Source organism: Capnocytophaga sp. oral taxon 326 str. F0382 (assembly GCF_000318295.1).
GTDB classification, from domain to species: domain Bacteria; phylum Bacteroidota; class Bacteroidia; order Flavobacteriales; family Flavobacteriaceae; genus Capnocytophaga; species Capnocytophaga periodontitidis.
In genome coordinates, this window is the sequence record NZ_KB291394.1 from 1 (window position 1) to 25056 (window position 25056).

General features: G+C 39.1%; 20 protein-coding genes and 1 pseudogene. 8 read left to right on the forward strand and 13 right to left on the reverse strand.

The features are described 5' to 3' along the window. Positions 1-162 precede the first annotated feature (162 nt). From HMPREF9073_RS04945 to HMPREF9073_RS04955, 3 genes are all read left to right on the forward strand, one after another. The gene (locus HMPREF9073_RS04945) at positions 163-1806 is read left to right on the forward strand and encodes a von Willebrand factor type A domain-containing protein (protein ID WP_009412902.1); all 1644 of its coding nucleotides are present in this window, start codon (positions 163-165) and stop codon (positions 1804-1806) included. A gap of 185 nt (positions 1807-1991) precedes the next feature. After that, a complete protein-coding gene (locus HMPREF9073_RS04950; RefSeq protein ID WP_009412904.1) occupies positions 1992-3995 on the forward strand; it encodes a hypothetical protein in 2004 nt (667 codons plus the stop codon). A gap of 80 nt (positions 3996-4075) precedes the next feature. Then, positions 4076-5386, forward strand: a complete 1311-nt coding sequence (locus HMPREF9073_RS04955; RefSeq protein ID WP_009412905.1) for a phenylacetate--CoA ligase family protein — start codon at positions 4076-4078, stop codon at positions 5384-5386. 42 nt (positions 5387-5428) lie between these two features. On the opposite strand, the gene HMPREF9073_RS04960 is transcribed toward HMPREF9073_RS04955, so the two are convergent. Together HMPREF9073_RS04960 and HMPREF9073_RS04965 are read right to left on the reverse strand one after the other, a co-directional pair. Further along, positions 5429-5878: a thioesterase family protein gene (locus tag HMPREF9073_RS04960; protein ID WP_009412906.1), complete on the reverse strand. Its 450-nt coding sequence runs from the start codon at positions 5876-5878 to the stop codon at positions 5429-5431. Beyond that, complete coding sequence (locus HMPREF9073_RS04965; RefSeq protein ID WP_009412907.1) at positions 5853-7109, reverse strand: ABC transporter permease; 1257 nt, start codon at positions 7107-7109, stop codon at positions 5853-5855. The genes HMPREF9073_RS04960 and HMPREF9073_RS04965 overlap by 26 nt, the downstream gene beginning before the upstream one ends. A 145-nt stretch (positions 7110-7254) precedes the next feature. Between HMPREF9073_RS04965 and HMPREF9073_RS04970 the strand changes: the two genes are divergently transcribed. Both HMPREF9073_RS04970 and mraY read left to right on the forward strand, forming a co-directional pair. Then, entirely contained in the window at positions 7255-7953 is a 699-nt protein-coding gene (locus HMPREF9073_RS04970; protein ID WP_009412908.1) for a hypothetical protein, read from the forward strand. 137 nt (positions 7954-8090) lie between these two features. Continuing rightward, a pseudogene (mraY, locus tag HMPREF9073_RS04975) lies at positions 8091-9329 on the forward strand (phospho-N-acetylmuramoyl-pentapeptide-transferase). A gap of 3 nt (positions 9330-9332) precedes the next feature. On the opposite strand, the gene HMPREF9073_RS04980 reads toward mraY, so the two are convergent. Next, positions 9333-10004, reverse strand: a complete 672-nt coding sequence (locus HMPREF9073_RS04980) for an alpha/beta fold hydrolase (protein WP_009412911.1) — start codon at positions 10002-10004, stop codon at positions 9333-9335. A 152-nt stretch (positions 10005-10156) separates the two neighbouring features. Between HMPREF9073_RS04980 and HMPREF9073_RS04985 the strand changes: the two genes are divergently transcribed. From HMPREF9073_RS04985 to serC, 3 genes are read left to right on the forward strand one after another with little or no spacing between them, the layout of a single operon-like run. After that, entirely contained in the window at positions 10157-10438 is a 282-nt protein-coding gene (locus HMPREF9073_RS04985) for a GNAT family N-acetyltransferase (protein ID WP_009412912.1), read from the forward strand. 27 nt (positions 10439-10465) lie between these two features. Further along, positions 10466-11431 (forward strand): D-2-hydroxyacid dehydrogenase, encoded by a 966-nt coding sequence (locus HMPREF9073_RS04990; RefSeq protein ID WP_009412913.1) that lies wholly within the window; start codon positions 10466-10468, stop codon positions 11429-11431. Then, entirely contained in the window at positions 11418-12479 is a 1062-nt protein-coding gene (serC, locus tag HMPREF9073_RS04995; RefSeq protein WP_009412914.1) for a 3-phosphoserine/phosphohydroxythreonine transaminase, read from the forward strand. Before HMPREF9073_RS04990 ends, serC begins: the two co-directional genes overlap by 14 nt. A 72-nt stretch (positions 12480-12551) precedes the next feature. Here the strand turns inward: serC and metG are convergent, their stop codons facing one another. From metG to HMPREF9073_RS05045, 10 genes are all read right to left on the reverse strand, one after another. Beyond that, positions 12552-14618, reverse strand: coding sequence for a methionine--tRNA ligase (gene metG, locus HMPREF9073_RS05000; protein WP_009412915.1), 2067 nt, complete (start codon positions 14616-14618; stop codon positions 12552-12554). 75 nt (positions 14619-14693) lie between these two features. Further along, positions 14694-17423, reverse strand: coding sequence for a PD-(D/E)XK nuclease family protein (locus HMPREF9073_RS05005; protein WP_009412916.1), 2730 nt, complete (start codon positions 17421-17423; stop codon positions 14694-14696). Positions 17424-17560: 137 nt separating this feature from the next. Next, positions 17561-18376: a hypothetical protein gene (locus tag HMPREF9073_RS05010; RefSeq protein ID WP_009412917.1), complete on the reverse strand. Its 816-nt coding sequence runs from the start codon at positions 18374-18376 to the stop codon at positions 17561-17563. 31 nt (positions 18377-18407) lie between these two features. Next, on the reverse strand, positions 18408-19034 hold the full coding sequence (locus HMPREF9073_RS05015; RefSeq protein ID WP_009412918.1) for a rhomboid family intramembrane serine protease: 627 nt from the start codon (positions 19032-19034) through the stop codon (positions 18408-18410). Between the two features lie 251 nt (positions 19035-19285). Then, complete coding sequence (locus tag HMPREF9073_RS05020) at positions 19286-20764, reverse strand: YfcC family protein (RefSeq protein WP_009412919.1); 1479 nt, start codon at positions 20762-20764, stop codon at positions 19286-19288. Further along, complete coding sequence (locus HMPREF9073_RS05025) at positions 20761-21876, reverse strand: hypothetical protein (RefSeq protein WP_034555441.1); 1116 nt, start codon at positions 21874-21876, stop codon at positions 20761-20763. The genes HMPREF9073_RS05020 and HMPREF9073_RS05025 overlap by 4 nt, the downstream gene beginning before the upstream one ends. 10 nt (positions 21877-21886) lie before the next feature. Then, positions 21887-22822, reverse strand: a complete 936-nt coding sequence (locus tag HMPREF9073_RS05030; protein WP_009412921.1) for a hypothetical protein — start codon at positions 22820-22822, stop codon at positions 21887-21889. Positions 22823-22883: 61 nt separating this feature from the next. Beyond that, positions 22884-23414 carry a hypothetical protein gene (locus HMPREF9073_RS05035; protein WP_009412922.1) on the reverse strand — a complete coding sequence of 177 codons (531 nt, stop codon included), beginning with the start codon at positions 23412-23414 and terminating at the stop codon, positions 22884-22886. A 34-nt stretch (positions 23415-23448) separates the two neighbouring features. Further along, positions 23449-24474, reverse strand: coding sequence for an endolytic transglycosylase MltG (mltG, locus tag HMPREF9073_RS05040; RefSeq protein WP_009412923.1), 1026 nt, complete (start codon positions 24472-24474; stop codon positions 23449-23451). Positions 24475-24549: 75 nt separating this feature from the next. Continuing rightward, complete coding sequence (locus HMPREF9073_RS05045) at positions 24550-25038, reverse strand: DUF4240 domain-containing protein (protein WP_009412924.1); 489 nt, start codon at positions 25036-25038, stop codon at positions 24550-24552. Positions 25039-25056 lie beyond the last annotated feature (18 nt).

Consider the following 25056-nt stretch of genomic DNA (forward strand, 5'->3'; position numbering starts at 1 on the left):
ACTTTATTATAGGAAAAAGTTTAAACAGCTTCAAAATAATTCACTGTCAGGTGAAAATTTGTGATATAATAAAAAAATAAAGACTTTTATACACTCTCAAATTCGTGAAAATTCGTGGGAGATTTAATTACTTACGGCAACTCAGTTAAATAATACCTAAATATGAAAAAAAATATCACTCTTTGCCTTTTATCAACCTTGCTTTTAGCCAGCTGTTTCAATAGAAATAAATACTCTGAGAGTAGTGGAGAGCTCATAGGTCGTAGCCCAAGTCATCCAGCTGATAAACCTAAAATGGTTCGTAGCGATCAAGCGATGTCTGCAAAAGATATTAATTTAAATTCTAGAGTGAATGTTACTGAAGAAACTCCTTATTACTTCCCCGAATACCAAAAAGGAGAAACCTATAAAGAAATTAAAGAAAATGGTTTTGTAGAAGTGGTAAATCAGCCAGTTTCTACCTTTTCAGCCGATGTTGATAGAGCTTCGTATACCAATGTACGCCGAATGATAGGATATGGACAATTCCCTCAAAAAGATGCCGTGCGCATCGAGGAAATGATCAATTATTTTGATTATAATTATCCTCAACCTACTGCCGAAACAAAATCGCCTTTGCGTGCGTCAAGCGAATTAGCACCAGCTCCTTGGAACGACAAAAATCTCTTGTTGCGCATTGGCTTACAAGCTAAAAAATTGGATTTATCACAAGCACCTCCTTCTAATATCGTCTTTTTGATTGACGTATCGGGCTCAATGAGCGACCCTAACAAGTTGCCGCTGCTCAAATCGTCTTTCAAACTCTTGTTAGGTCAGTTAAAACCTACCGATAAAGTAGCTATAGTTACTTATGCCAGTGGTACAAAAGTAGCCTTGCCTTCTACAGCTGTAAAAAACAGAGAAAAAATAGTAAAAGTATTAGATGAGTTGGTGGCAATGGGCTCAACTTCAGGCGAAAAAGGAATACAACTCGCTTATGAAGAAGCCAAAAAATCTTTTATTAAAAAAGGAAATAACCGCGTGATTCTCGCTACCGATGGCGATTTCAATGTGGGGATTAACAACACTGAAGAACTGACTAAATTCATCGAAGAACAACGCGAAAGTGGTATTTATATGTCAGTTTTAGGTTTTGGTATGGGTAATTATCGCGATGATATGGCTGAAACCATAGCCGATAAAGGCAATGGTAACTACGCTTATATTGATGATCTCACCGAAGCTAAAAAAGTATTGGTAAATGAGTTTGGTGGTACGCTTTTCACAGTGGCTAAAGATGTAAAACTACAAGTAGAATTCAATCCTAAGTATGTGAAAGCTTACCGATTGATAGGCTATGAAAATCGTATGCTTGCTAAAGAAGATTTTACTAACGACAAAAAAGATGCTGGTGAAATAGGAGCAGGACATACTGTAACTGCTCTCTATGAATTAGTACCTTCTGATGGTAAAATAGCTCAAGATCTCCGTTACCAACATAAAACCCTTAACGATCAAGCAAATAGTGGCGAGGTAGCTTTCCTCAAAATACGTTATAAAGACCCTAAAGAAAAGGATGCTAAAAGTGTAGAAGTAACCGAACCACTGCCTTTCAACAACAAAAAACTCTCTGATACTTCTGTTGATTTTCGCTTTGCAGCTAGTGTAGCCGAGTTCGGAATGCTGTTGCGCGAAAGCGATAACAAGGCCAATGCTTCCTATGAACAAGTAGTAAAATTAGCTGAAGGAGCTACAGGTAACGACCCCGAAGGTTACCGCAAAGAGTTCGTGCGTTTAGTAAAAAGTGCACAACTATTAGCAAAATAATCAAAAAAGTATTACCTTTGCACCCTATTAGCTTTAAATACTGCAATGGAATAGTTTATCTTTATAAATATTCACTTTTGCAGCTTGTCCCCTTCGGGATTGTCGGCAATTGCCGAGTAAGTGAGTCGGGGGCTTTCTCTCTCTTATATAATTAAAATACAAATTTTTAAACTCTAAACAAAAAAGTGCAAACAGAAGAAAAAGAACTATACAGCTTCGCCGAAGCAGGCGATTGGACAAATTCCCTTTCTGATAACGAAATGGTACAACTTTTAGTAGAAACCGACTTCTCCCGCGAACAAACCGATGAGGGGCGCGACTACTGCTATTTCCTACATAAATACAGCAAAGTAGACGATAATAGTACTTCTGACTATACGTTGATGGCTTATACCCTTACCCAACCCGAAAACTTGGAACGCGCTTCAATGTACGATATGATACTCGAAGAAAATGAGTACTTTAGCATCCATCGCATCAGTGTGTATCGCAACGGTCAGCTTATTGACAAAACAGCCGATACCACTATAAAAGTATTGGACAACGAAGGGCAAAGTGGTCGTGGTATTATCAGCAGTTCTAAAAAGCTGAACTTCTCTATCAAAGACCTTCACCTCGACGATATCCTCATTTTGGAAGACACTAAAGAAAAAGTGTTTACTGAAAAAGAGTTTTTGCGCCGTGACTTTATGAAGTATGTATATGTAACTCCCGATACTTATTGGGCGTACGGCAAATACCACTTCAAGCTCATCAACAATCGCAACAAACGCGTGGCTTATAAAGATGTATTCTTCCGCGACGAGCAGGGTAACGTAATCCCAAGTCAGGTGAAATACTTAGCACAGGGTGAAGCATTTGAGATAGTACAAGAAAACTACATCAACCCAGTAGACCCTAACCGTGAAATCTTCCCTTTTATAGATTTCGCTACCGATAGTACTTGGAAAGACTTGTCTAACTATATCTATCCGCTTTACGAAGAGGTATTCAAAGCACAACCCGCTGATTTCGCTCCCGATTTGGTAGAGAAACTCAACGGTATGGCTACCCTCGACGAGAAATTGCAATACGCTATAGAGTTCGTACAAAATAACATCTACTACGTGTACAACGCCGATGAGATGAACGGACACAAACCACAAGCGCCTGCACTTACTTACCAAAATAAACAAGGAGACTGTAAAGCGAAATGCGTATTGTTAAAATCTATACTCAACTACCTTGGTGTAGAGGCTTCAGTGGTATTGGTGAACTACAATTCCGATTATTATATGCAGTTCTACCTCCCTTCATTGCTCTCGTTCAACCACGTGATAGTGAAAATCAACTATAAAGGGAAAGAGTACTTTGTGGACGCTACTGCTCGTAATGAGTTTGGTAGATTGGAGAAACGCGCTGTGATTTCTTTCTGTCACTTTATGGAAATCTTGCCTAACCAAGAGCTACAAGTACGTAAACCTACTTATTTCGATGATTTTTGTATAGATGAACGCATTACCTTAGAAGCCAAAGGCAATATAGGTAAAATTCAACTGCTTACTACTTATCGTTATAATCGCGCTAATTCTATGCGTAGTTACTTCAAGTCGAGCAATAAAAACGAACGTTTGGACAGCTGGAACAACTCTTTGTTCTACGCACTCAACTATGTAAATGACCGCAAAGGCAAAGATTTCCGCGAGATTTTCAAAGATGCTACCTTGCAAATAGTAAAGGATGACAAGGTGGAAAACGAATTTGTCGTGAAGTACGAAGCAACTATTGAGCAACCTTACTTCGTTGATAGTGAAGGTCGTCGTTTCTTGATGTACTACGATGGTAGTGTGTTGAAAAACAGCATTCGTGAACACCAGCACAGCGATGCGAGTTTCTGGCACAACTTCGATAGCGAGCGTTATGAAATTGAACTCAAAACCGATGAAAATATCGATACTAAGGAAAAATACACCGTACAAGAGTGTGATATCAAAAATGAGTATTTTACTCATAAAACCCAAAAATTCATCACTAAAAACTCTGGTAAGGTAATTGTAGAGTACAATCCGCTCACAAATATCGAATTGCCATTGCATAAGTTAGAACCTATCCGTGAAGATTATCACACTATGGCTGATAGTAATTTTGGTATCGGTATCGATGTGGTAGAAAAAGGATTCTTAAATTCCTTAAAACGACTTTTTAAATAAGGAAATTTACATACAACTTTGCCAAAGGTGTGAGCCACACGGGCATTAGAACCTTTGGCAAAGTTTTATTAACAAAAATAATGAGTGCACTTATTCCAACCATAGAAACCCAATCGGAAGCCGAGATTATCGCTTTTCAGGAAGAAAAACTGAGAGAACTATTGCAATATCTCAATGAAAAATCGGTTTTTTATCAAAATCTCTTCCGTAAACACCATATCCGTATAGAGGATATCCGCACCCTTGCCGATTTACAAAAAATACCCACTACTCATAAAGACGATTTGCAACGCGAGAACGACGCTTTTCTCTGCGTGCCTAAAACTGCTATTGTAGACTATGCTTCTACCTCAGGCACTATGGGAACGCCCGTTACTTTTGGTCTCACTGATAAGGATTTAGACCGTTTGGCGTACAACGAAGCTATTTCATTGGCTTGTGCAGGCATTCAAAAAGGCGATGTAATCCAACTGATGACCACTATCGACCGCCGTTTTATGGCAGGATTGGCTTATTTCTTAGGTATACGCAAAATGGGAGCGAGCATCATTAGGGTAGGGGCAGGAATACCCGAATTGCAATGGGATTCTATCCGATTGTACGAACCTAAATACCTTATTGCAGTACCTTCTTTTGTGCTAAAAATGATAGAATATGCCGAGAAGAATGGTATCGACTATCGCGCTTCTTCCGTAAAAGGAGTGGTGTGTATAGGTGAGGCATTGCGCAATCAGGATTTTAGCCCTACACTCTTAGCGAAAAAAATTACCGAAAAATGGCAAGGATTGCAACTTTACTCCACTTATGCTTCTACCGAGATGAGCACTACTTTCACCGAGTGTGAGTACCAACACGGAGGGCATCACCACCCTGAGCTCATCATTACTGAGGTATTAGACGACGAAGGACACCCCGTACCCGATGGCGAGAGTGGAGAGCTAACGATTACTACCTTGGGAGTGGAAGGTATGCCATTGTTGCGTTTTCGCACAGGCGATATAGTAGCGATGCACAGTACCCCTTGTAAGTGTGGGCGACATACGGTACGAGTGAGTCCTGTACTGGGTCGCAAACAGCAGATGATTAAATACAAAGGAACTACTCTTTACCCGCCAGCCCTAATGGATTTACTTACAGGCTTTGAGGCTATAGAGAATTACATTATAGAAATCAATACCAATGATATCCTCACCGATGAAATTCTTATCAAAATAGGAACAAAAACTCCTACCGAAGCCCTTCGCGAGCAAATAAGTCATCACTTCCGTGCTAAACTCAGGGTCGTCCCTAAGATTGAGTTCTGCGATATAGCCCTTATTGAGCAGCAGCTCTACCCGTTGGGCAGTCGCAAACCGATGAAATTTGTAGATAAACGCAAACCGTTAAATTAAATTGTATATGAAAACAAAAAAACTATTAGCAGTAGTATATTGTTACCTGTTACTTGTTATTTGTTTCTCCCATTCTTCAAAAAACTTAGGTTTATACAGCGATAAGCTATTATCTTTTAGAGAAGTAAATACCTGTACAGTTTCTCCCGTACAAACCAATTCATTGGCTTCATTGTAGATAAAATACTGAAAGATGAGTTTCGCTACATTGGAGGGAATATAGTGAGTTTCTATGCGCAAGCGTTCGCCATAGCGCACCATTTTCTTGTGTTCACATACACTCTTCACAATAGGAGTTGCATAGCCTTCGCGCTCTACATCAAGGTAAGAAATACCGTACTTTCTCCCAAAGGCTTCTCGTCCGTCTTCAAAGTATTTGATGTAGTTGCCGTGCCATACAATACCAAGTGGGTCGGTTTCGCTAAAGCGTACCGTAATAATAAGACTCTCAGATAAATTCGCAGGTTTATACGTTTCTTTTGGCTTTGTCATAATAAATAGAGATAAGAATACAAGTGATGAAAAAGAGCAGTAAAGCGCCTATTTTAGGCAACAAACTACTCGCAGAACCGCCTCTTAGCAATACCTCGTAGAAGGCTTGTAATCCCCAGTTCATAGGCGAAATATTAGAAAGCAATTGCATAATGTGGGGCATTGCAAAGGTAGGTATCCACACGCCTCCAATGGCTGCAAAAAGCACCGTGAGGGTAGCTCCCAAGGGCGCTGATTGTTCTTGGGTTTTTGCTAAAGTCCCTAAGAGCACCCCCAAGCCTATTGCCGAAAGCCCTGACACTATGGCGACTAACAGCAAGGATAAAAGTTTACCTCCCACGTCTAACATCGGTAAGCCTAAGTAAGGAAATACAAACACGCCCATTACTACCATCAAAGCGAATTGTAGTAAGCTAATCATCAAAAAAACAATGATTTTAGCAGTGAGTAATGCCCAGTAGGGTAGGGGACTCGTGAAGAGTCGGAGTCCTGTGCCTTGTGTTTTTTCTTTTACAATACTCGCCGATAGCGGTATGGTAATGAAGAAGATAGCAAAGAGAGCCCACGCGGGTACATTGTGCTGGGTAGCGTTGGGGATAGTTACAGTAGCTGTATTAGGATTGATTTCTCTAAAACTTACTAAAGCTTCAGTTTTTGGTAAACTTACCCCATCCTCTAACTGACTCTCAAAGGCTTTATAAATATACTGATTTTCTATTTGGTATAGCAATTTGTCAATGCCACTCTTCACACTTTCTTTAAACGAAGTCTGCAAAGTAGGGTCAAAATAAAGGCGTATTTCTTTGGTAGTATAAGCCGTTTCAGTAGGTGTTACAGTCTCACCTGCAAAAGTGCTGATAATCGTCTCCACATTCTGTTGCACTTTAGTTTGCAAGGTGGAGGAGAGTTCAGCAGGAATTACAATAGCGAGCAGATAGTTACCTTTCAGCACCTGCTCACGCGCCATAGCTTCGTCAATAGGTTTGCCGTCCAACGTTTTCACCATTTCGAAAGCACTTCTTTCTAAACTCTTACTGATATTTTTGGCAATTTCACCGCCATCGTTGTCCACTAACAGAACGACTGTTTTCTGCTCACTGATATTCTTAAAAGCTCCGTCCTGCAAAAGCGTAATGGTTACCACCAATAGCAAAGGCATCGCAAAGAGAATGATAAGTGCCCCCACATCGCGCAACAGCAATAAGGCTTCTTTTTTTATAGATTGAAACATAATGGTTTGAATAGGGGGCAAAGATACAGATATTTTGCCAATTATTTCCTAATTTCTAAATCCTAATTCCTAAAATTTTTCGTCATTCATAATTATTTTGTACATTTGCGCCTTGATTTGTTGCTTTCTTAAACTTATATAACAAATGAAGAAATTTATTCTATTAGCTATAGCGTTCATCACCTTGCAGTCTTGCAGTGTAACCAATGTATTTACCTTTCATAACGATGGAACTATTTCCACTGATATGACTTTAGATATGAGCGAAATGCTCGCTATGGAAGCTAAAGCAAAACAAGGTGAAAATAGTCTGAAGAATGTCAATATGCCTAAGTTTCCTAAAGAATGGCAATCGGTATATGATTTTCGAAAAACTATAGGCAGTAAGGATTCTATCTCAGAAGAAGAGGCTACTTTGCTTAAACGTTCTATGATTAAAGGACTGTTTAAAGACGATAAAGAGGTGGGTTTCCAACTTCGTTTTAGTCATTTTCCTCCCGAACAGTTTGCTTCTATAACTACCCTTTTAGACAAAGCAAAGCAGAAAAATACCCCCTTACTATTGCCATCTTTTAAATGGGAAGGTAAAGAATTGCATATTGATATGAATGTTTTCGACTCCAAAAACGATGATGAACAAGCAGAGTGTCTTGCTCAAATGAAAAAAATGTTCAGCATAGAGCTCAATAATACCCTTGTTTTTGAAAATAAAATAAAGAAAATAAAAGGCAAACATCCTTTTATTCAAAAAATAGATGCACACACTATAAAAATAGATGTAAATGCTCCAGAAGGCAAGAAGAAAAAGAAACGTGACAGTGAAATTGTGATTATAACAAAATAATTGTTATTTTCGTTTTTGGGCAAAAAGTAAAATAAGAAGATGCGTTATTTTCGTTTTTGACGAAAAAGTAAAATAAGGAGTGTACTATTTTACGTTAAAAAATAACCCCATTTTAATTGTTAATTGTTAATTGAAAAATGTTATACCATTTACTAGAAAATCTTGAAAAATATTACGACTTTCCAGGGTCGGGATTATATAAATACTTGTCGTTTCGTGCAGGTTTAGCTTTGATGATCTCTCTGCTCATTTCCACTATTTATGGGAAACGCATTATCAGTTTCTTACAACGCAAACAGATAGGCGAAACGGTACGCGATTTAGGTCTTAGCGGTCAGAATGAAAAAGCAGGAACACCTACAATGGGGGGAATTATCATCATCCTTGCAACTCTCATTCCCGTATTGCTCCTCGCAAAGTTAGATAATGTCTATACCTTGCTCCTCATCATCACAACTGTATGAATGGGAACTATTGGCTTTATCGACGACTATATCAAAACTTTCCGCAAAAATAAAGAGGGTCTTAAAGGGCGTTTCAAAGTATTAGGACAAGTAGGCTTGGGAATTATCGTAGGGGCAACCCTTTATTTCAATAGCAATGTAACTATTAAAAATGAAAAAACGGGTATTGGTCGTGCACGTACTGAAGTAGTTGCCCAAAATAATACCGATAATGTAGTAGTCCCTGAAGTAAAATCTACTAAAACTACCATTCCATTTGTAAAAAATAACGAGTTCGACTATGCCGACCTTATTGCGTGGACGGGTGATAACTATCACCACTATGTGTGGCTCATCTTTATCCCTATCGTCATCCTCATTGTTACTGCTGTTTCTAACGGTGCAAACCTTACCGATGGTATCGACGGACTGGCGGCGGGAAGCTCGGCAATTATAGTCCTGACTTTGGGGATTTTTGCTTGGATTTCAGGTAATATCATCTTCTCAGAATACCTCAATATTATGTATATTCCAAGAGTAGGAGAAATGACGGTGTTCATTGCTGCTTTTGCAGGGGCTTTGGTAGGTTTCTTATGGTACAACACCTATCCTGCTCAAGTGTTTATGGGCGATACGGGTAGTTTGACCATAGGAGGCATCATCGCTGTAATTGCTATCGCTGTACGCAAAGAATTGCTCATTCCTGTACTTTGCGGCATTTTCCTAATTGAAAACTTATCGGTGATACTACAAGTAGCCTATTTTAAATATACGAAGAAAAAATATGGCGAGGGCAAACGCATCTTTTTGATGTCGCCTTTGCATCACCATTATCAAAAAAGAGGCTATCACGAAAGCAAAATTGTAATGCGTTTCCTTATTGTAGGTATCTTTTTAGCAGTTATCAGTATAGTAACACTGAAAATTAGATAATCTTCAATCCTCAATTGCTAATTGTGGAATTAGATTCTCGTTAAACCATTTATACCGATTGATAATCATAATATGAGTGCCGTTCTTTACTACAACCGCATTTTTTATATACTGAATAGGAAAAACAGGGTCTTTATCACCGTGAATGTGAATCGTGCGAGGTAAAGGCTCTTTTTGTTGCCAATTCACAATGCGATCTATCGACCAATCAAGGTAAGCAGGCGAACGCATCCCGATGTACTTTTCGTATAAGGCTATGCGCTTGCTCAGCACCTCAGAAAATGAAAATCGCTTCCAAAATTCTAAATTGCTAATAGTGCGTGTAGGTAATAACTTATGCAAATTTGTATAGCGCGCTAAAAGCATTTTCTTAGGTAGTTCGTATTGTGTTTTTACGCTCGATATAACTACTAACTTCCTATAATTGTTGCGTTGTTTAGCAATTTCTTGTACGATAATCCCTCCAAACGATACCCCCAATAGCACTGGCGACGGCTCAGTAATTTCTTCAGCAATACGTCCTGCATAGTGCGCCAAACTCTCGTTTTTTTCAGGCGTAATCCAGTCTAATAAATGCACGCGATAGTTGCTCGGGAATTGTAAATGCTCAAAAATCTTAGGGCTGGCAGCCATCCCAGGCATTAAATAAATAGAAAGATTATCTTTTATATTCATTTGATATTGTTTTTTTACGAAAAATTAGTAACTTTGCAGCGAAATAATTTGGTAAGAACCTTACCTCTTATCTCTTTCCTAACAAAAGCAAAGTTACAACTTTTTGTTGAATAATACATATTACTAATTGAAAAACTAAAAAACGCAATACAATGGAAGTAATAGACAGTGAATTCTCACGCCAGTACCAAGCCAAAATCAATGGTGAACTTGCCTTTGTAGACTACGCTATACAAGAGCGCAAAATATTCTTTACCAAAACCTTATTGCCCGAAGCAACCGATGAAGCCCTTATCGATGAGTTCTTCAAAGGGGTCTTAGCGCTGGTAGCTCAAAAAAAATATAGGGTTGTGCCTGTATGTCCTGTAGCTATAGCTTTTTTTAAACGCAATAAGGAATATAAAGATGTATTACCCGCTGGCATCCGAATATAAAGTTGTTAATCATTAATTGTCAATTATATGAAAGCCGTATTTTTAGACCGCAATACGCTCTCCGAGCGTATAGATGTGGATATTCCTAAAGGGGTAGTACAATGGGTCGCATTCCAAAAAACTGCCCCCGACGAAATTGTTCAACGCCTTAAACCTGCAGATATAGCTATCGTAAACAAGGTGAAACTCGATGAGAGTATCCTCAGGCAGCTGCCTAACCTCAAGCTCATTCACCTCACCGCTACTGGTATGGATAATATCGATAAAGAAGCAGCCAAAGCATTGGGCATAGAAGTGAAAAATGTAGCTGGCTACTCTACCGAGAGTGTTACCGAGCACTTTTTTATGATGTTGCTTTCAGCTATGCGCTCTCTCAAAACCTATCACGCAAATGTAAGCGATGGCACTTGGCAAAAAGATGGTCGCTTTTGTCTTACTGAACCTCCAGTGTTTGAACTGCACGGCAAAACCTTAGGAATCATAGGCGTAGGTAATATCGGTAAAGCTATTAGCAAAGTAGCTGAAGCCTTTGGTATGAAAGTGCTATGGGCTGAACGACAAGGCAGAGTACCACGCAGCAAAGAATATACTGATTTTGATAAGGTATTAGCACAGAGTGATATTATTTCCCTCAACTGCCCGCTTACCCCTGAAACTAAAAATTTAGTAAATGAAGAGTTTGTGTCTAAACTTCGCAAAAAACCGTTGCTCATCAATATGGCACGTGGGGCAATAGTCGATCCTCAAGCAGTATACGAAGCTATCGAAAGTAACCGTATTATGGGCTTTGCTACCGATGTGTTTGAAAGTGAACCTCCTTTGGCTACTGATCCTCTTCTAAAAATAACCGACCACCCTCGTGTGATTTATACTCCTCACGTAGCTTGGGCAAGTGAGTATGCACAAGATAAATTGTGGCGCATCCTCAAACGCCAAGTTGAAGAATTTATTGTAAAATACAAAGCAGAACACAAACAAAATGAAAAAGCATAATTTTAGTGCAGGTCCCTCTATCTTAGCTCCCGAGGTATTCCAAAAAGCCTCTCAGGCCTTGTTAGACTTTGAAGGAACTGGCTTATCAGTAGTAGAAATATCTCACCGCAGTCCAGAGTTTGTACGTGTGATAGAACGCGCGCGTGCCTTGGCATTGGAAATCGCTGGTTTAGATGATTCGTACACCACACTCTTCTTACAAGGGGGAGCAAGTATGCAATTCCTAATGGTGCCTTACAATCTGCTCGAAACCAAAGCTGCTTATATAGATACAGGAACTTGGGCTAACAAAGCTCAAAAAGAAGCTGCGCTCTTTGGTAATGCCGAAGTAATTGCTTCCTCTAAAGCCGATGGTTATAAGTACATTCCAAAAAATGTGACTGTCCCTACAGATGCTAACTATCTGCACATCACTACCAATAATACAATTTATGGCACCGAATTTCACAGCTTGCCACAAACTGATATTCCTTTGGTAGCCGATATGAGTTCCGATATTTTCTCACGTCCGTTAGACTACAAGCAATTCAGTTTAATTTATGCAGGTTCACAGAAGAATTTAGGCGCTTCAGGGTCTACTTTGGTGATTGTGAAGAAGGATATATTGGGGAAGGTAAGCCGTAAACTACCTTCAATGATGGACTATCAGTTGCATATCAAAAACGATAGTATGTACAATACACCTTCTACTTTTGCAGTATATGTAAACCTATTGGTACTCGAGTGGATACAAGCACAAGGTGGATTGCAAGCTTTAGGCAAACGCAACCAAGCTAAAGCCGATTTGCTTTATGGAGAAATCGACCGCAATCCATTAGTAGTAGGCTATGCTAACAAAGAAGACCGCTCTCTAATGAATGTAGTGTTCAACCTCACTGACGAAAACACCAAAGAACGCTTTGATACTTTGTGTAAAGAAGCGAATATCAGTGGGATAAAAGGGCACCGCAGCGTAGGAGGCTATCGTGCTTCTATCTACAATGCTTTGCCTTTAGAAAGTGTACAAGTATTAGTAGATGTACTCAAAGAATTTGAACGAACAGCGTAATAATAAATTAGTTAAAAATAAAAATCCCCCAAGAGTATTCGCTCTTGGGGGATTTTTATTTAATGAAAAAACTTATTTCACTTCAGTACCATTGGCAATGCCCTCGGTATCAGGGTTGATGAAGGTGTATTTGCCTTCACTATTCTCTACCATTAGTATCATTCCTTGACTTTCTACACCGCGTAGTTTGCGAGGGGCAAGGTTTACTAATACGGTTACTTTTTTGCCAATAATCTCTTCAGGAGCAAAACTTTGCGCAATTCCTGAGACGATAGTGCGCTGGTCGATGCCTGTATCTACTTTTAAGATAAGGAGTTTATCGGCTTTAGGCATCTTTTCAGCTTCCAAAATAGTACCAATACGAATGTCCATTTTTGCAAAATCGTCGTAACTGATGAGTTCTTTTTGGGGAGCTACAGTTACTTCGGTATTGGCTTGGGCTTCTTGTTTGTTAGCTAATTTGGTATTTTCTAAACGCTGTAATTGCTTTTCGATAGCAGTATCTTCAATTTTTTCAAAAAGAAGTTCCGCAGTACCAATGCGATGTCCTGCTTTTAGCAATTCGGTGGCATTTGTTTTTAGGTTCTCCCAAGTGATAGCCCCCAATTGCAACATACGTTTCAGTTTCTCGGATGTGAAAGGCAAGAAAGGTTCGCTGGCAACTGCCAAAGCAGTGGCAATTTGCAAAGCGACGTACATTACTGTTTTTACGCGTTCAGGGTCAGTTTTGATGAGTTTCCAAGGTTCTTCATCGGCTAAATATTTATTGCCTAAGCGCGCCATATTCATCAGTTCTTGTTGAGCTTCACGGAAACGGTAGCGCTCTAACGATTGTTCTATTTTCTCGGTAAGTTCTGTGATTTGGCGAAGCGTTTCGGTGTCTATATCGTTGAATTCTCCTGCAGCAGGTATAACTCCTTCGTAATATTTCTGCGTTAGCACAGCCACGCGATTGATGAAATTTCCAAAGATAGCCACAAGCTCGTTGTTGTTGCGCGCTTGGAAGTCTTTCCACGTAAAGTCGTTGTCTTTGGTTTCAGGAGCGTTGGCGGTAAGGGCATAGCGCAATACATCTTGCTGATTAGGAAAATCTTGCAAGTACTCGTGTAACCACACTGCCCAGTTTTTGGAGGTAGAGAGTTTGTTGCCTTCTAAGTTGAGAAACTCATTGGCAGGAACGTTAGTAGGCAATATATAGCTGCCTTCGGCTTTGAGCATTGCAGGGAAGATAATGCAGTGGAATACGATGTTATCTTTTCCAATAAAGTGTACTAATTCAGTGTTTTTATCTTGCCAATAAGGACGCCAATCTTTGCCTTCGCGTTCAGCCCATTCTTTAGTAGATGAGATATAACCGATAGGCGCATCAAACCACACATAGAGCACTTTACCTTCAGCACCTTCTACAGGTACAGGAATTCCCCAATCGAGGTCGCGGGTTACAGCACGTGGTTTGAGTTCGTCGTCGAGCCAACTTTTCACTTGCCCATATACATTGGGTTTCCAATCGGATTTATGACCTTCTAATATCCATTTTTCCAAAAACTCTTGGTAGCGATTGAGGGGCAAAAACCAGTGTTTGGTAGCTTTTAGCGTAGGTTTGCTACCTGTGATTGACGATTTAGGGTCGATGAGGTCGGTAGCGTTGAGTGAACTACCACAACGCTCACATTGGTCGCCATAAGCCTCAGGGTTGCCACATTTTGGGCAAGTACCAATCACAAAGCGGTCGGCAAGGAATTGGTGCGCTTCTTCGTCGTAGAGTTGTTCGGATATTTCTTCGATAAAATCACCTTGTTCATATAGTTTTTTGAAGAAATCAGAAGCTGTTTGGTGATGAATAGGGGCAGAAGTGCGCGAATAATTATCGAATGAAATGCCAAAATCGGCAAATGATTGCTTGATAATCGCGTGGTATTTATCAATAATAGCCTGAGGGGTAGTACCTTCTTTTTTAGCTTTGATAGAGATGGCTACTCCGTGTTCATCGCTCCCGCAAATAAAGGCTACATCGTTGTTTTTCAATCGTTGATAGCGTGCAAAAATATCGGCTGGCACATATACTCCCGCCAAGTGACCAATATGGATAGGCCCGTTCGTATAGGGTAAAGCCGCTGTAATGGTATAACGTTTAGACATTTTTTGAGTTTTGAATTACAAGTCGCAAAATTACGAATAATTTGTCAATTAGCCAATTTGTCAATTTGTCAATTGTTAGGATTTTTCATAGAAAGGGGTGTCGATATCAAAGATTTCGCGCAATAGTTCTTCAGTGTATTCACTGTACAAAGCGAGAGTTTTAGCGGTTATATCGTAATCTTTCTCCTTGTCGATATAGGTGTGGAAAGGCAAAAGACCTTTTTGCAAACGCTTGAACGATAGGTTAGCAACTATCATTTTTTCATTGATATTTAAGTGTTTAGTAATCATATAAGCATAAGTGAGCAGCTGGAAAGCTTTGCCGTACTTAATATCGGTAATGAGGCTATTCCAATCTTTAATGCGCACATCGGTTTCTTCTACAATACCCGTTTTGTAGTCGATAATGTGCAACACCCCATTGCGTCTATCAACACGGTCGATAATTCCCTTGAAATAGATAGGGAAGGGGAGGTGAGGAGCTTGGAAAGGTATTTTTATTTTCTGTTCCAAATAGAGAGGAATAATTTCGGTACCACTCTTTATTTCGTTGAGTTCTAAGGCTAAAAAACTGCGTATGTACTTTTCTATCACATTGAAGATAAGCCAGTTTTTGCCCGTTCTGAAATCAGTACTTCGGTACTCTTCTTCAAAGCGTTTTTCGATAGTAGGGAGTACCAAAAGTTGCATTTTTTTGATGTGCTCTTCAGTGAGTATTTCGTTTAAGAAAGGTGTGTACAAATCTTCCAAAGTACCGTGAACGATATTTCCAAAAGTACGAGCTTCAACAGTTTCTTCTACCTCTTTTTCTTCGTATATATGCAGTACTTGTTGCTCGTAGAAAGTGAGTGGATTGCGGATGTAAGTAGTTAGTGCTGAAGGTGAAATGCCTTTCTCGGCAAGGACTTTTAGCGCATCGATTACAGCGGTTGTTTTTTCGATGGTAAGCGGTCGCAATATGGCAGGATATACTTCAGGAGCTTTGATTTGGTGTATGACTTTGTGGGTGGGGATTTTCTCAGCTAACAATTGGAGGATAAACCTACTTTTTTCTTTGCTTTTCAGGCTGTCCATCTCAGTGTCATAAAACAAGTGTACTTGCTTGGCACGCTGCAAAATACGGTAGAAGTTATAGCTATACACGGCATCTCGTTCCTTAAAAGTAGGCAGTTCTAACACGTGTTTCACATCATAAGGAATAAGCGAATCACCACTTTTGCCTAACGGAAGTACCCCTTCGTTTACTGAGGTGATAATCACGCGGTCAAAATCCAAACTACGGCTTTCCAGCACCCCCATTACTTGCAAGCCTTCCAAAGGCTCACCGCGGAAATTGAGTGAACTCTTCTGTAAGACATTTAAATAGAAATGATAAAGCGTTTTCACCGAATCGATATAGCCGTATTGCTCTTGCAACTGCTTCAACTGATTGAATAACTGAAAGAAGCGATAAGCATACTCTTGAGTGAGTAGGTGAGTATTGCTCTCAGGGTCGATTTGTGCTTTTAGGCGATAGATAAGCGTAATAGCATTGTCGATAAGGGTAGTGATGAGTGCTTCGCCTTTGGCATCGGGGAATAGTAAAGTAAGCATTTCGTGTTCGGTTTCATCTACCGACTCGAATAGCTTTTTACGAGTGATATAGGTGAGGTTGTGCGTTTTGATATACTGCGAAATATGGCGTACCACTTCTTCTTTCAGCAAGGTGTGCAAGAAAGGTTGAGAGAGCAAGTTCAGTATATCTTTATGGTAAAAACTCTTGGAGAGATGCAAGCGGAAATAGGCGACAAAAAGGTCGTTGAGAGGAGTTTGCTGCAAAGGGTAACCCATAGTGATGTTCACACTTGTTTTGGGTTGTACAGCTTGCAGTACGGGGATGAGCAGATTTTCATCGGCGATGATGAGGGCGGTTTTTTCCAATGCTTTGGTAGGCGTATTTTTGAGCAGTTCGGCTACACTATGCGCCTGATTGATGCTTTTGGGTACTCCCGTGAGATAGAGTTCTTTTTCTTTTTCGTAATTGCTTTGTATGAACTTAGGTTTATGAGTTTGGTAATAGCGCCAACTGTTAGTATATTTGCGCAAGAAGAACCCTGCATCGTGAGTAGGGTTGTTCAAAAAATAAGTATCGCCATCCCAATAAATTTCACCGCCTATATCCATTAATATAGATTGAATCACGTGCTGTTCGGCTTTGGAAAGGGCGTTGAAACCGACGAATATATGAATGCTATTGCTGTGTGTTTGCAGGTATTCGGGGAGTTTTTCAACAGCTTTTTTAGCGATGAAACCGCCATAACCTTTACCCATTTCGGTGAGTTTGCTGTTGAGAGCGAAATAGTAATCGCCGAGGCTATTCCAGAAAGCTAAGTGCTTTTTCTGCATCTCGCTAAGCTCGTCCATACCCGACCAGTGTTCAGCTTCTTTGAGGGCGTGGATATAAGGAAAAATCTTATCGGGGTTTACTAAATACTGGTCGATTTCGCTAAAATCTTTGAGAGCTGTTTGTCCCCAACTTAGGAACTCTTCAAAACTATCGGGAGTTGTTTTGCAAGTTTTTACATAACAGTCGTAAAACTCAAAAAGCAAAGGCAAATTGCTGATAGGCTGTACCCCTGAAATACGCGTAAATAGGTCGGCTATACCGATGAACTCAGGGGCAATAGTAGCGTGCTTTACCTGCTCGGCAAAGTGTTTTTTGAGGAAGAGCGCAGGGCGTTTTCCCGTAGTAACGAACACAAGGCGGTCTATCTTATCAGGATAGTTTTCTAAAACATCGGTAATAACTTCTTGTAGATAACTCATAATCAATTAACAATTGACAATTAACAATTAACAATTTGTCCTCCAAATATCTAATAGTGAGCACTCGTTAGCTTTCCAGAAGAGGGACAATTTGTAAATATAGTTGTAAATCAGCTTTGTATAAAGTTTTTTATATTTTAATTTCTGAATTCTAAAAAAGATGGATGAGAGCGTTGGTTGTTTTGAGGGGTGTTGCTGTTTCTCTTTCTATTTCTCTTTTTGTTTTTAGAGGTGGACAGTATTATTAAACCTATAGAAGTTAATAAAAGGAGTACTCCAAAACCAATACAAGCTATTTTGGCAAGTAAGGACATATCTCTTTGTTCATAGGCAGCAAGCAAAAGGATTGCCGCAAAGCCAAGTATTGCCATTGGAATAGTGATACGAAAAACTACAATCCCCAGCATTTGCTTGTAACGCGTCATATCTTTACCCAAGGCGTAAAGCACAATTCCTACGAGGAGAAAATCAAAAAATAAGGCAAAGAAAACCATTACTGATAGCATTTTATAGAATCCTCTTTTATCTGCTATAAAGACATTTCCTGTAGAGGAATTGTAGTTTACTTTGCAATACATTGCTTTCCCCTTGTAGGAATATAAACTATTGTAATGCACAACTTCCTTTGTAATCGTATCTCCTTGAGTTGTGACCAACTGAACAATAGGGAGTTTTACGGTTATTTCGTAATGGTTACCATCGTCGTCATTCCTCTCTCTCGTTTCGTAGGTGAAATCTACTATTTTAGCGTTGTAAGTTTCACTTTGGTATAGGTCTTTAACATATTCAAAAACAGTTATAGGGAGCAATATTCCAGCCAAAGTAATGGAGGATATTATTGCAAAAGTGATAAGATAAGTAAAAATACCTGATTGAGGGCGAAATCGCTTTACAAAGTAATAAGTGAGAATAATTGCTATTAAAAGAAGTATGTAGATAATAGAAGAGCCCATAATTTTCTAATTTTCACATTTTCTAATTTCCTCATTTTTTCAACAACCGCACTCCCATATAGCCTAAAGGCAATGCCATAACTCCTAAATAGAAAGCGTGGTGTATCACTACTTCAGGGGCATAAACTACTACGACCGCTAAGCCAAAGAGTGCACCTCCTAAATGAGCTGCGTGCCCTAAGTTGTCGCCTTGTTGTGGGTTGAACATCATAAATACCGAATAGCCAAAGTATAACGCTCCAAAGAGCCAACCCGGTAAGAAGTTTACACTTAACGCTTTAGGATATAGAGCAATAGCGGCAAAGATAATCCCCGATACAGCTCCCGAAGCTCCTATGGCAGAGTAATAGGGTTGATGTTTATAGATACGCAAACTAAAGATACTCCCCAGTAGCATTGAGCCAAAATAGATGAGCAAGAATAGTAGGTTACCCATAGAACCGATAATCACATCTTGAAAGAAATAGAGTGAAACCATATTAAAAATGAGATGTTGCCAATCGGCGTGGAGAAAACCAGAAGATAACAGGCGCACATAATCGCCTTTTTGCACCGCTCCTACATTGAACTTGTAGCGGTTGAAGAAAGTAGGGTTGTTGAAACCGTGATAACTTATTGCAATTGTAGCAACAAGAATAATGATAAAAGTGATATTCATAAGTTCTGTATTTTTATTTTAAATAAAAAAACTACCTCAAATAAAGATATTCAAGGTAGTGTTTGATTTTAAGTTTTTTAAAGGCGAAAACTCGGCTTAACAACTATCAATTGCTTATAGTATCGCATTCCCATTTTCTGGTGGGCAAAGCCCTTACCTTTAAAAAACTTAATGAAACTTTTTGCAAAGGTATAACTTTATCTTGAATAAAAAAAATATTTATAATAGTTTGGTTAGATAAATATATTTAGTTAGAGCAGCAATAAAATAGTGAGTACTATTATAAGAATGAGTGCCAATGGCGAGATGAAACGCAACCATTGTTTGTAGTTGATATTTACCATTGTTAGTGAAGGCAATATGAGTCCGGTAGGGGTGATAAAAGCCATTATCCCCATTCCAAAAAGGTAGGCACTCACCACACTATGCCCTTCTACTCCTACAACCGAAGCCAATGACCCTATAATAGGCATCGTGAGCACTGCCATTCCAGAGGAGGAGGATATAAACAAACTGAGTAGCCCAAAAATAAGCATTAGCATTGGCAGAAAGACCATTGGCGACATTCCTTGCACAAGGCTGGTAGCGTAATGCAAAATAGTACCCGATATTTGTCCGTCGTTTAATATAAACGATACCCCTCTGGCTATTCCAATGATAAAAGCAACGCCCAATAAATCACGAGCTCCTGCCATAAATTGAGTGATGAATTGCTGTTCGCCACAACGTTGCAAGAATGCAATAGCAATAGCAGCTACCAAAAACAGTGCAGTCATATCCATAAAATCCCATTCCCATTGCGATACACCTATGATCATAATCACAAATGAGAACGCAAATACTAAGAGCTCTATTTTGGTAGAAAGTTTGAGTGAAGTGGTAGGTTCGGAGCTGTTAGAAGTGTATATTTCGGGGATGGCTACTCCATATACAATTGATTTTTCGGGATGTTTGCGTACTTTTTCGGCATAGTGGATAATATAAATAATGCTTATCACAATACACAAAACCAAAGCGATAATGCGAATACTCAATCCTGATGTCCAATCTACTCCAGCGGCATCGGAAGCGATAATCACTGCAAACGGATTGGTAGTTGATGCCAATGTGCCTATGTTAGCACCTATGTAGATTACTGCCAGCGGTACCATTAGGTCGTAGCCTGCTGCCAAGAAAATAGGAACTAACATAGGGTAGAATACAAAAGTTTCTTCGCCTAAGCCAAAAGATGTACCTCCTAATGCCAAAAGTGTAGTGAGCAGAATGATGAGGAGCCCCTCACGCCCTTTGAGTTTGTGAGCTAAATAGCCAACCCCCATATTTAGAGCTCCCGAACTGTTGAATACCCCTATAAAGCCCCCTAATACTAACACGAACAATATAATATCAATAGTGTCGTAAATCCCTTTGATAGGGGCAAAGAGCACGGATTTAACGCCTTGATGATGTGGTTTGCTCTGTACATACGTATTGGGGATTGAGATAGGTTTGCGTATTTTCTCCTCTTTGAATTTGCTCAATTGAATATTGATACCCAGATGATTGAGCTGTTCTTGTGTAGCAGGTAGCACATAAGTACTATCGGAAGTGTGAATTACAAAAGTATTGTTTGCTTTGTTATACTGTAAGGTGTTATAAGTTCCTGAAGGCAATAAAAAAGTAAGGCTGGCAGCTAAAATAATTACCAACATTAGTACCGTATAGGGAGTAGGGAATTTTAGTTTTTTCATTGGTTTGTTACATTGATTACTTCTTCAATGAAGTGTAATACAAAATCGCTGTTTTTCAGTTCGTAACTGAGACTTATAGGAGTGATAGTTCCTGTTATTAGTTGCCAATTTTCGTCACGTGTTCTAACTACATCAGTAGAAGTAATGGTTACTACTCCATTTTGTATGGCAATATGCTGAAGTTCATAAAGTCGCCATTCTTCTTCACGAGCATCCCTAAAAAATGTCTTTTCGAACAAAATCTTTGTATCGGCAATTTCATTGCGACTTTGTAGTTTGTTCTCTTCATTGATTCCCGTAGTAAATACACTAAAACCACCACCTTCTTCAGCAGAGGGAATTATATGCCCTTCGTTATCATATTGAGTAGCATCTAAGTCATACAGCTTTCCCTTTTCTGTTGCAAATGTAATACTACTCCAGTGTTTTTCTCGTCTATGTAAGAGTACTTGCTTAGTATGCAAATTGTAAATAGTTTTAATCCACACCTTATCCGATGGATATTGCGCCAAGAAGCAGAAGTGTTGAAGTTTATCCCTTGAAAGCACTTCAAAAGATAGTTCACTATAGTCAGGTTTTACTTGTACATTGTAAAGAGGTAGGGGATAAGGATCACCATAAGGGTTTTCGTCATAATAGAATTGATGTGCCTTAGGATCATATTCCAAACGCGCAAAATTTTCCTCTTCTATACTTCCTAATACTACTGAAAAACAATCAAAATCGGCAAGTCTCAAGTAACAGCTACTGATTTTTATTTCATTAGAAATAGGTTTAACTCCATACGCTAAAGCTGCTTCACGAATAAAGTTAGAAATCTCTACCGTATAGCCATTGTAAAGAAAACCCCAAAGGAATTCAGGCATTTCTTCTTCCTCTGGGTTATTAAAAGTAGAGAGTTGCTCGCAGAGGGTTTGTATAGCTTCTGCGAGGTAGGACTGTTTATCAGTGGCTTGATTAGATTTTTTCAATTGCGCTAAGAAAGCCTCCAAATGTGCGTTACAATCGGTTATATTTTCTTCAGTATAGTAACGGTCTTCCTCAATAGTTGTTGAGAGTTCTGCACGCATTTGCGCGATGATTTGGTCTTTTTGAGTAATGAGTGAGGTCATTTCTTTTATTTTACGATTGTTTGGCATAACAACTATAACACAAAGGCGTTGCTACAGTTACTTTTTTCTCTTCACCACAACAATGGCAGTATTTTTCCTCATAAAAACGGTTGCCGTACTTCGCCCACTCTTGATAACAGCTCTCGCATAAAGGCATCAATGGGTTAAAAGGAATCTCGGTATGACAATGAATACAATGTCCTTTTTTTTCTAGTGAAGCAGCTTGAGCAATGGGTTGTACTGTTTCTTGTGGAGTAGCTTGTGGTGCTTCCTCTTGTACTGCTTTTTCAGGAGTAGGTTCAGGGTCTACAGGCAGTCTGTTATCGGTATTTGTATAGTTTTCGGGTACAAAAGAAGAGTAACGGATAGGTTTTACGGCTCTGTTAGACAATACATCATTTACTAAATCCAAATGTACGGTAGAGCCTACGTAGTCTTTTGCCAAACCTAAAAACTTCTTGTTGTAGTTAGGGCGTTTAGCAAAGACAGTGTAACCGCTATCGAGTACACTCATAATGGTATTTTTGGAAGTCTCGAAGAAGTTGTTTTTGTTTACAAGGTCGGTGAGGGCTTTTTCGGCAAGTACGCCAAACTCTACCTTATTTTCCAGCGAGTAATCCAACAAGTTCATAGAGGTAATCACCGATTGTTTCTCGTTAGCATAATATTGTCCGTGTAACTGTGGAATATACACCATTGTGATATTCGGGAAGTTCAAGAAGTACTCAATATCTTCACGCTTAAAGTTATCATCTCCGTTGGAAGAAGTTTTTCCAAACCCAATAAGTATATGCAGTTTGGAGTTGTTTAAAAGCTGTTTAAAGATATTGTCTTTGAGGTAATCACCTAACTGAATATAAGGTGAAATGATGATAAGCTCCTTTTCTGCCTTAAAAAGAGTGTCGTAAATAGTATCCGATAGCGGTTTTCCTGTTAAAAAATCCATAGTATATTTTTTTATTATTATGAGGCAAAGGTAATGGTTAATTAGCAAATTAGCAAATTTGTTAGTTGTTAGTGATTGATTGGAATAATTTATATCCTATATATTTTTTGAAATTAGGATGTGCATTTCTATAGAAACAGTCCCAATAACTGGCAATACGGCTTTCTATACGCTTTTGGTAGAGAGAATTTGCACGAAAGAAGACCTTCAATCTATCACGAGTGTTATTAGGAAGTTCGCGTTGAAGCACTTCTAATATTTCTATGACATAATCACCAAAAAGTTTGGCTATAAAGGGCAAAGCAAAATCTTTTTTTACTGCTAACAACAATTCTCTTAAATAATACTCTCTTAGATGTCCATTGTGATGACACAAATACAAACAATTAAGCATTTGCTCTTGGACTAAAGTCAGGTTTTGAGTGTTGAACTCCCCAAAATAGACTCTTTGAGGTAACTCTAAAACTTCCCTATTGAGGCAAACGACTTCCGTTCCTATAGTTTTGAAGCTTTTAGGGTCATTTTGCTGTAGGAAATCTGCAATTTTAGTAGCATTTTTGCGTAAATAAGAGGGGAAGGCTTTTTGTATCATTATTTATCTTTGGTTATTTCCCTTGAGGCTTACACTATTTAACGCCTTTTTCATCAGCCCATTTGTGATATTTTTTAGCTTCTTGAGAGTGTTGCAAAAAGGTGCGTGAGAACTTGTGATAACCAAAGTTTTCGGTATCGGCAGCAAAGAAGAAATAATCGTGTTGTTCGGGATTGAGTACCGCCTCGATAGACGAAATATCGGGCATAGTGATCAAACCTATAGGTAAACCGTAATTTTGATAGGTATTATAAGGATTTTCCAAACTTGTATGCAGTCCTGTAACGCGTTTGATAACGAGTGTGTAGTCTCCCAGATGGTTTTTGTAACCAAAAATAGCAGTAGGGTCGGCTTGCAACATCATATTGCTATGCAAGCGGTTGAGGTAAACTCCGGCAATGCGTGGGCGCTCATCAACTTTAGCAGTTTCTTTTTGTACGATAGAAGCCAATATACTGACCCCTATAGGCGTAAGGTCTTGCTTTTGTGCTTGAGCTTTGCGTTCAGGCGTCCAAAAACGTTCATACTCTTTGAGCATACGGTCGCGAAATTCTTCTGCCGAGGTATTCCAATAAAACTCATAGGTATTAGGAATGTACATCGCCAATGCAGTAGCATCGGTGAAACCGTTTTCTTTGAGGAAGTTAGGGTTTAAGAAAGCGCGCATTAGAGTAGCGCTATCGGGTTCTATTTGAGCAGCAATGCGCCCAGCAAAGTCTTCTAATCGCTCCTGATTGTTAAATTTGAGTTTTACAGGAGTATTGCGATTGCGAAGTGTGCGTACGATATCTATATTGGTAGCCCCTTTTTTGATGATGTATTTACCTGCTTTAACTTTATCGGCATAGCCCATACGTTTGGCTACTTGAGTAAAAGAGGTAGGGTCTTTCAGTAGTGGACTTATCAGGTGTAATACCTCGCTAAAATCAGCTCCTGTAGGGATATATACTATTTCTTCTTGGGTTTGAAAAGCTGTATTGCCTACCAATACAGCGCGATAAATAAAGAAGCCTACAGCGGCTACAGCGGCTATGACCGCTCCTATAATCCATTTTTTCATAGTTGTTTTTCTATTTTTCGTTATCTTTTTTATCTATTATTATCTAAAATCACAAATCAAGAGTTGAACCTATTATCAATAAATACCTGTTACATCATTATATTTGTCTAAACATACTTCATCGGCAATTCCATAAAGAATAGTATCACTATCATTTCCTTTTATACTATAGGGTATTAGCTCAGGATGTTTGAGTATTTTCTCATAATATGTTCTACCTTTGCTCACTACCCAATGTGACACATCTTCCACACCATCTTCAGATTCTTCAATATAATTGGTAAAGGGTTCACATTGCAATTCAGCTGCCAAATCTACAAAAATTTCTTGAAATGCAACGATATTATCCTTGCTAAATTCCATAAGAATAGTTCGCAATAGCTCTCTATCTTCTTTAGCATTAGCTATAATATTCCAAAACCATTGTTCTTTATCTGTATTGTTCATATATTTTCTATTTTGTTGAGGAGAGACTTCAAGAAGTGATGTGTTATCCACCATAGCACCATATATTAGCAGAGCAAGTGTTGTTTGTTCTCTCTTAAAGGTTGCAGAGCTTGCCATTGCTCATATAGTTTATCA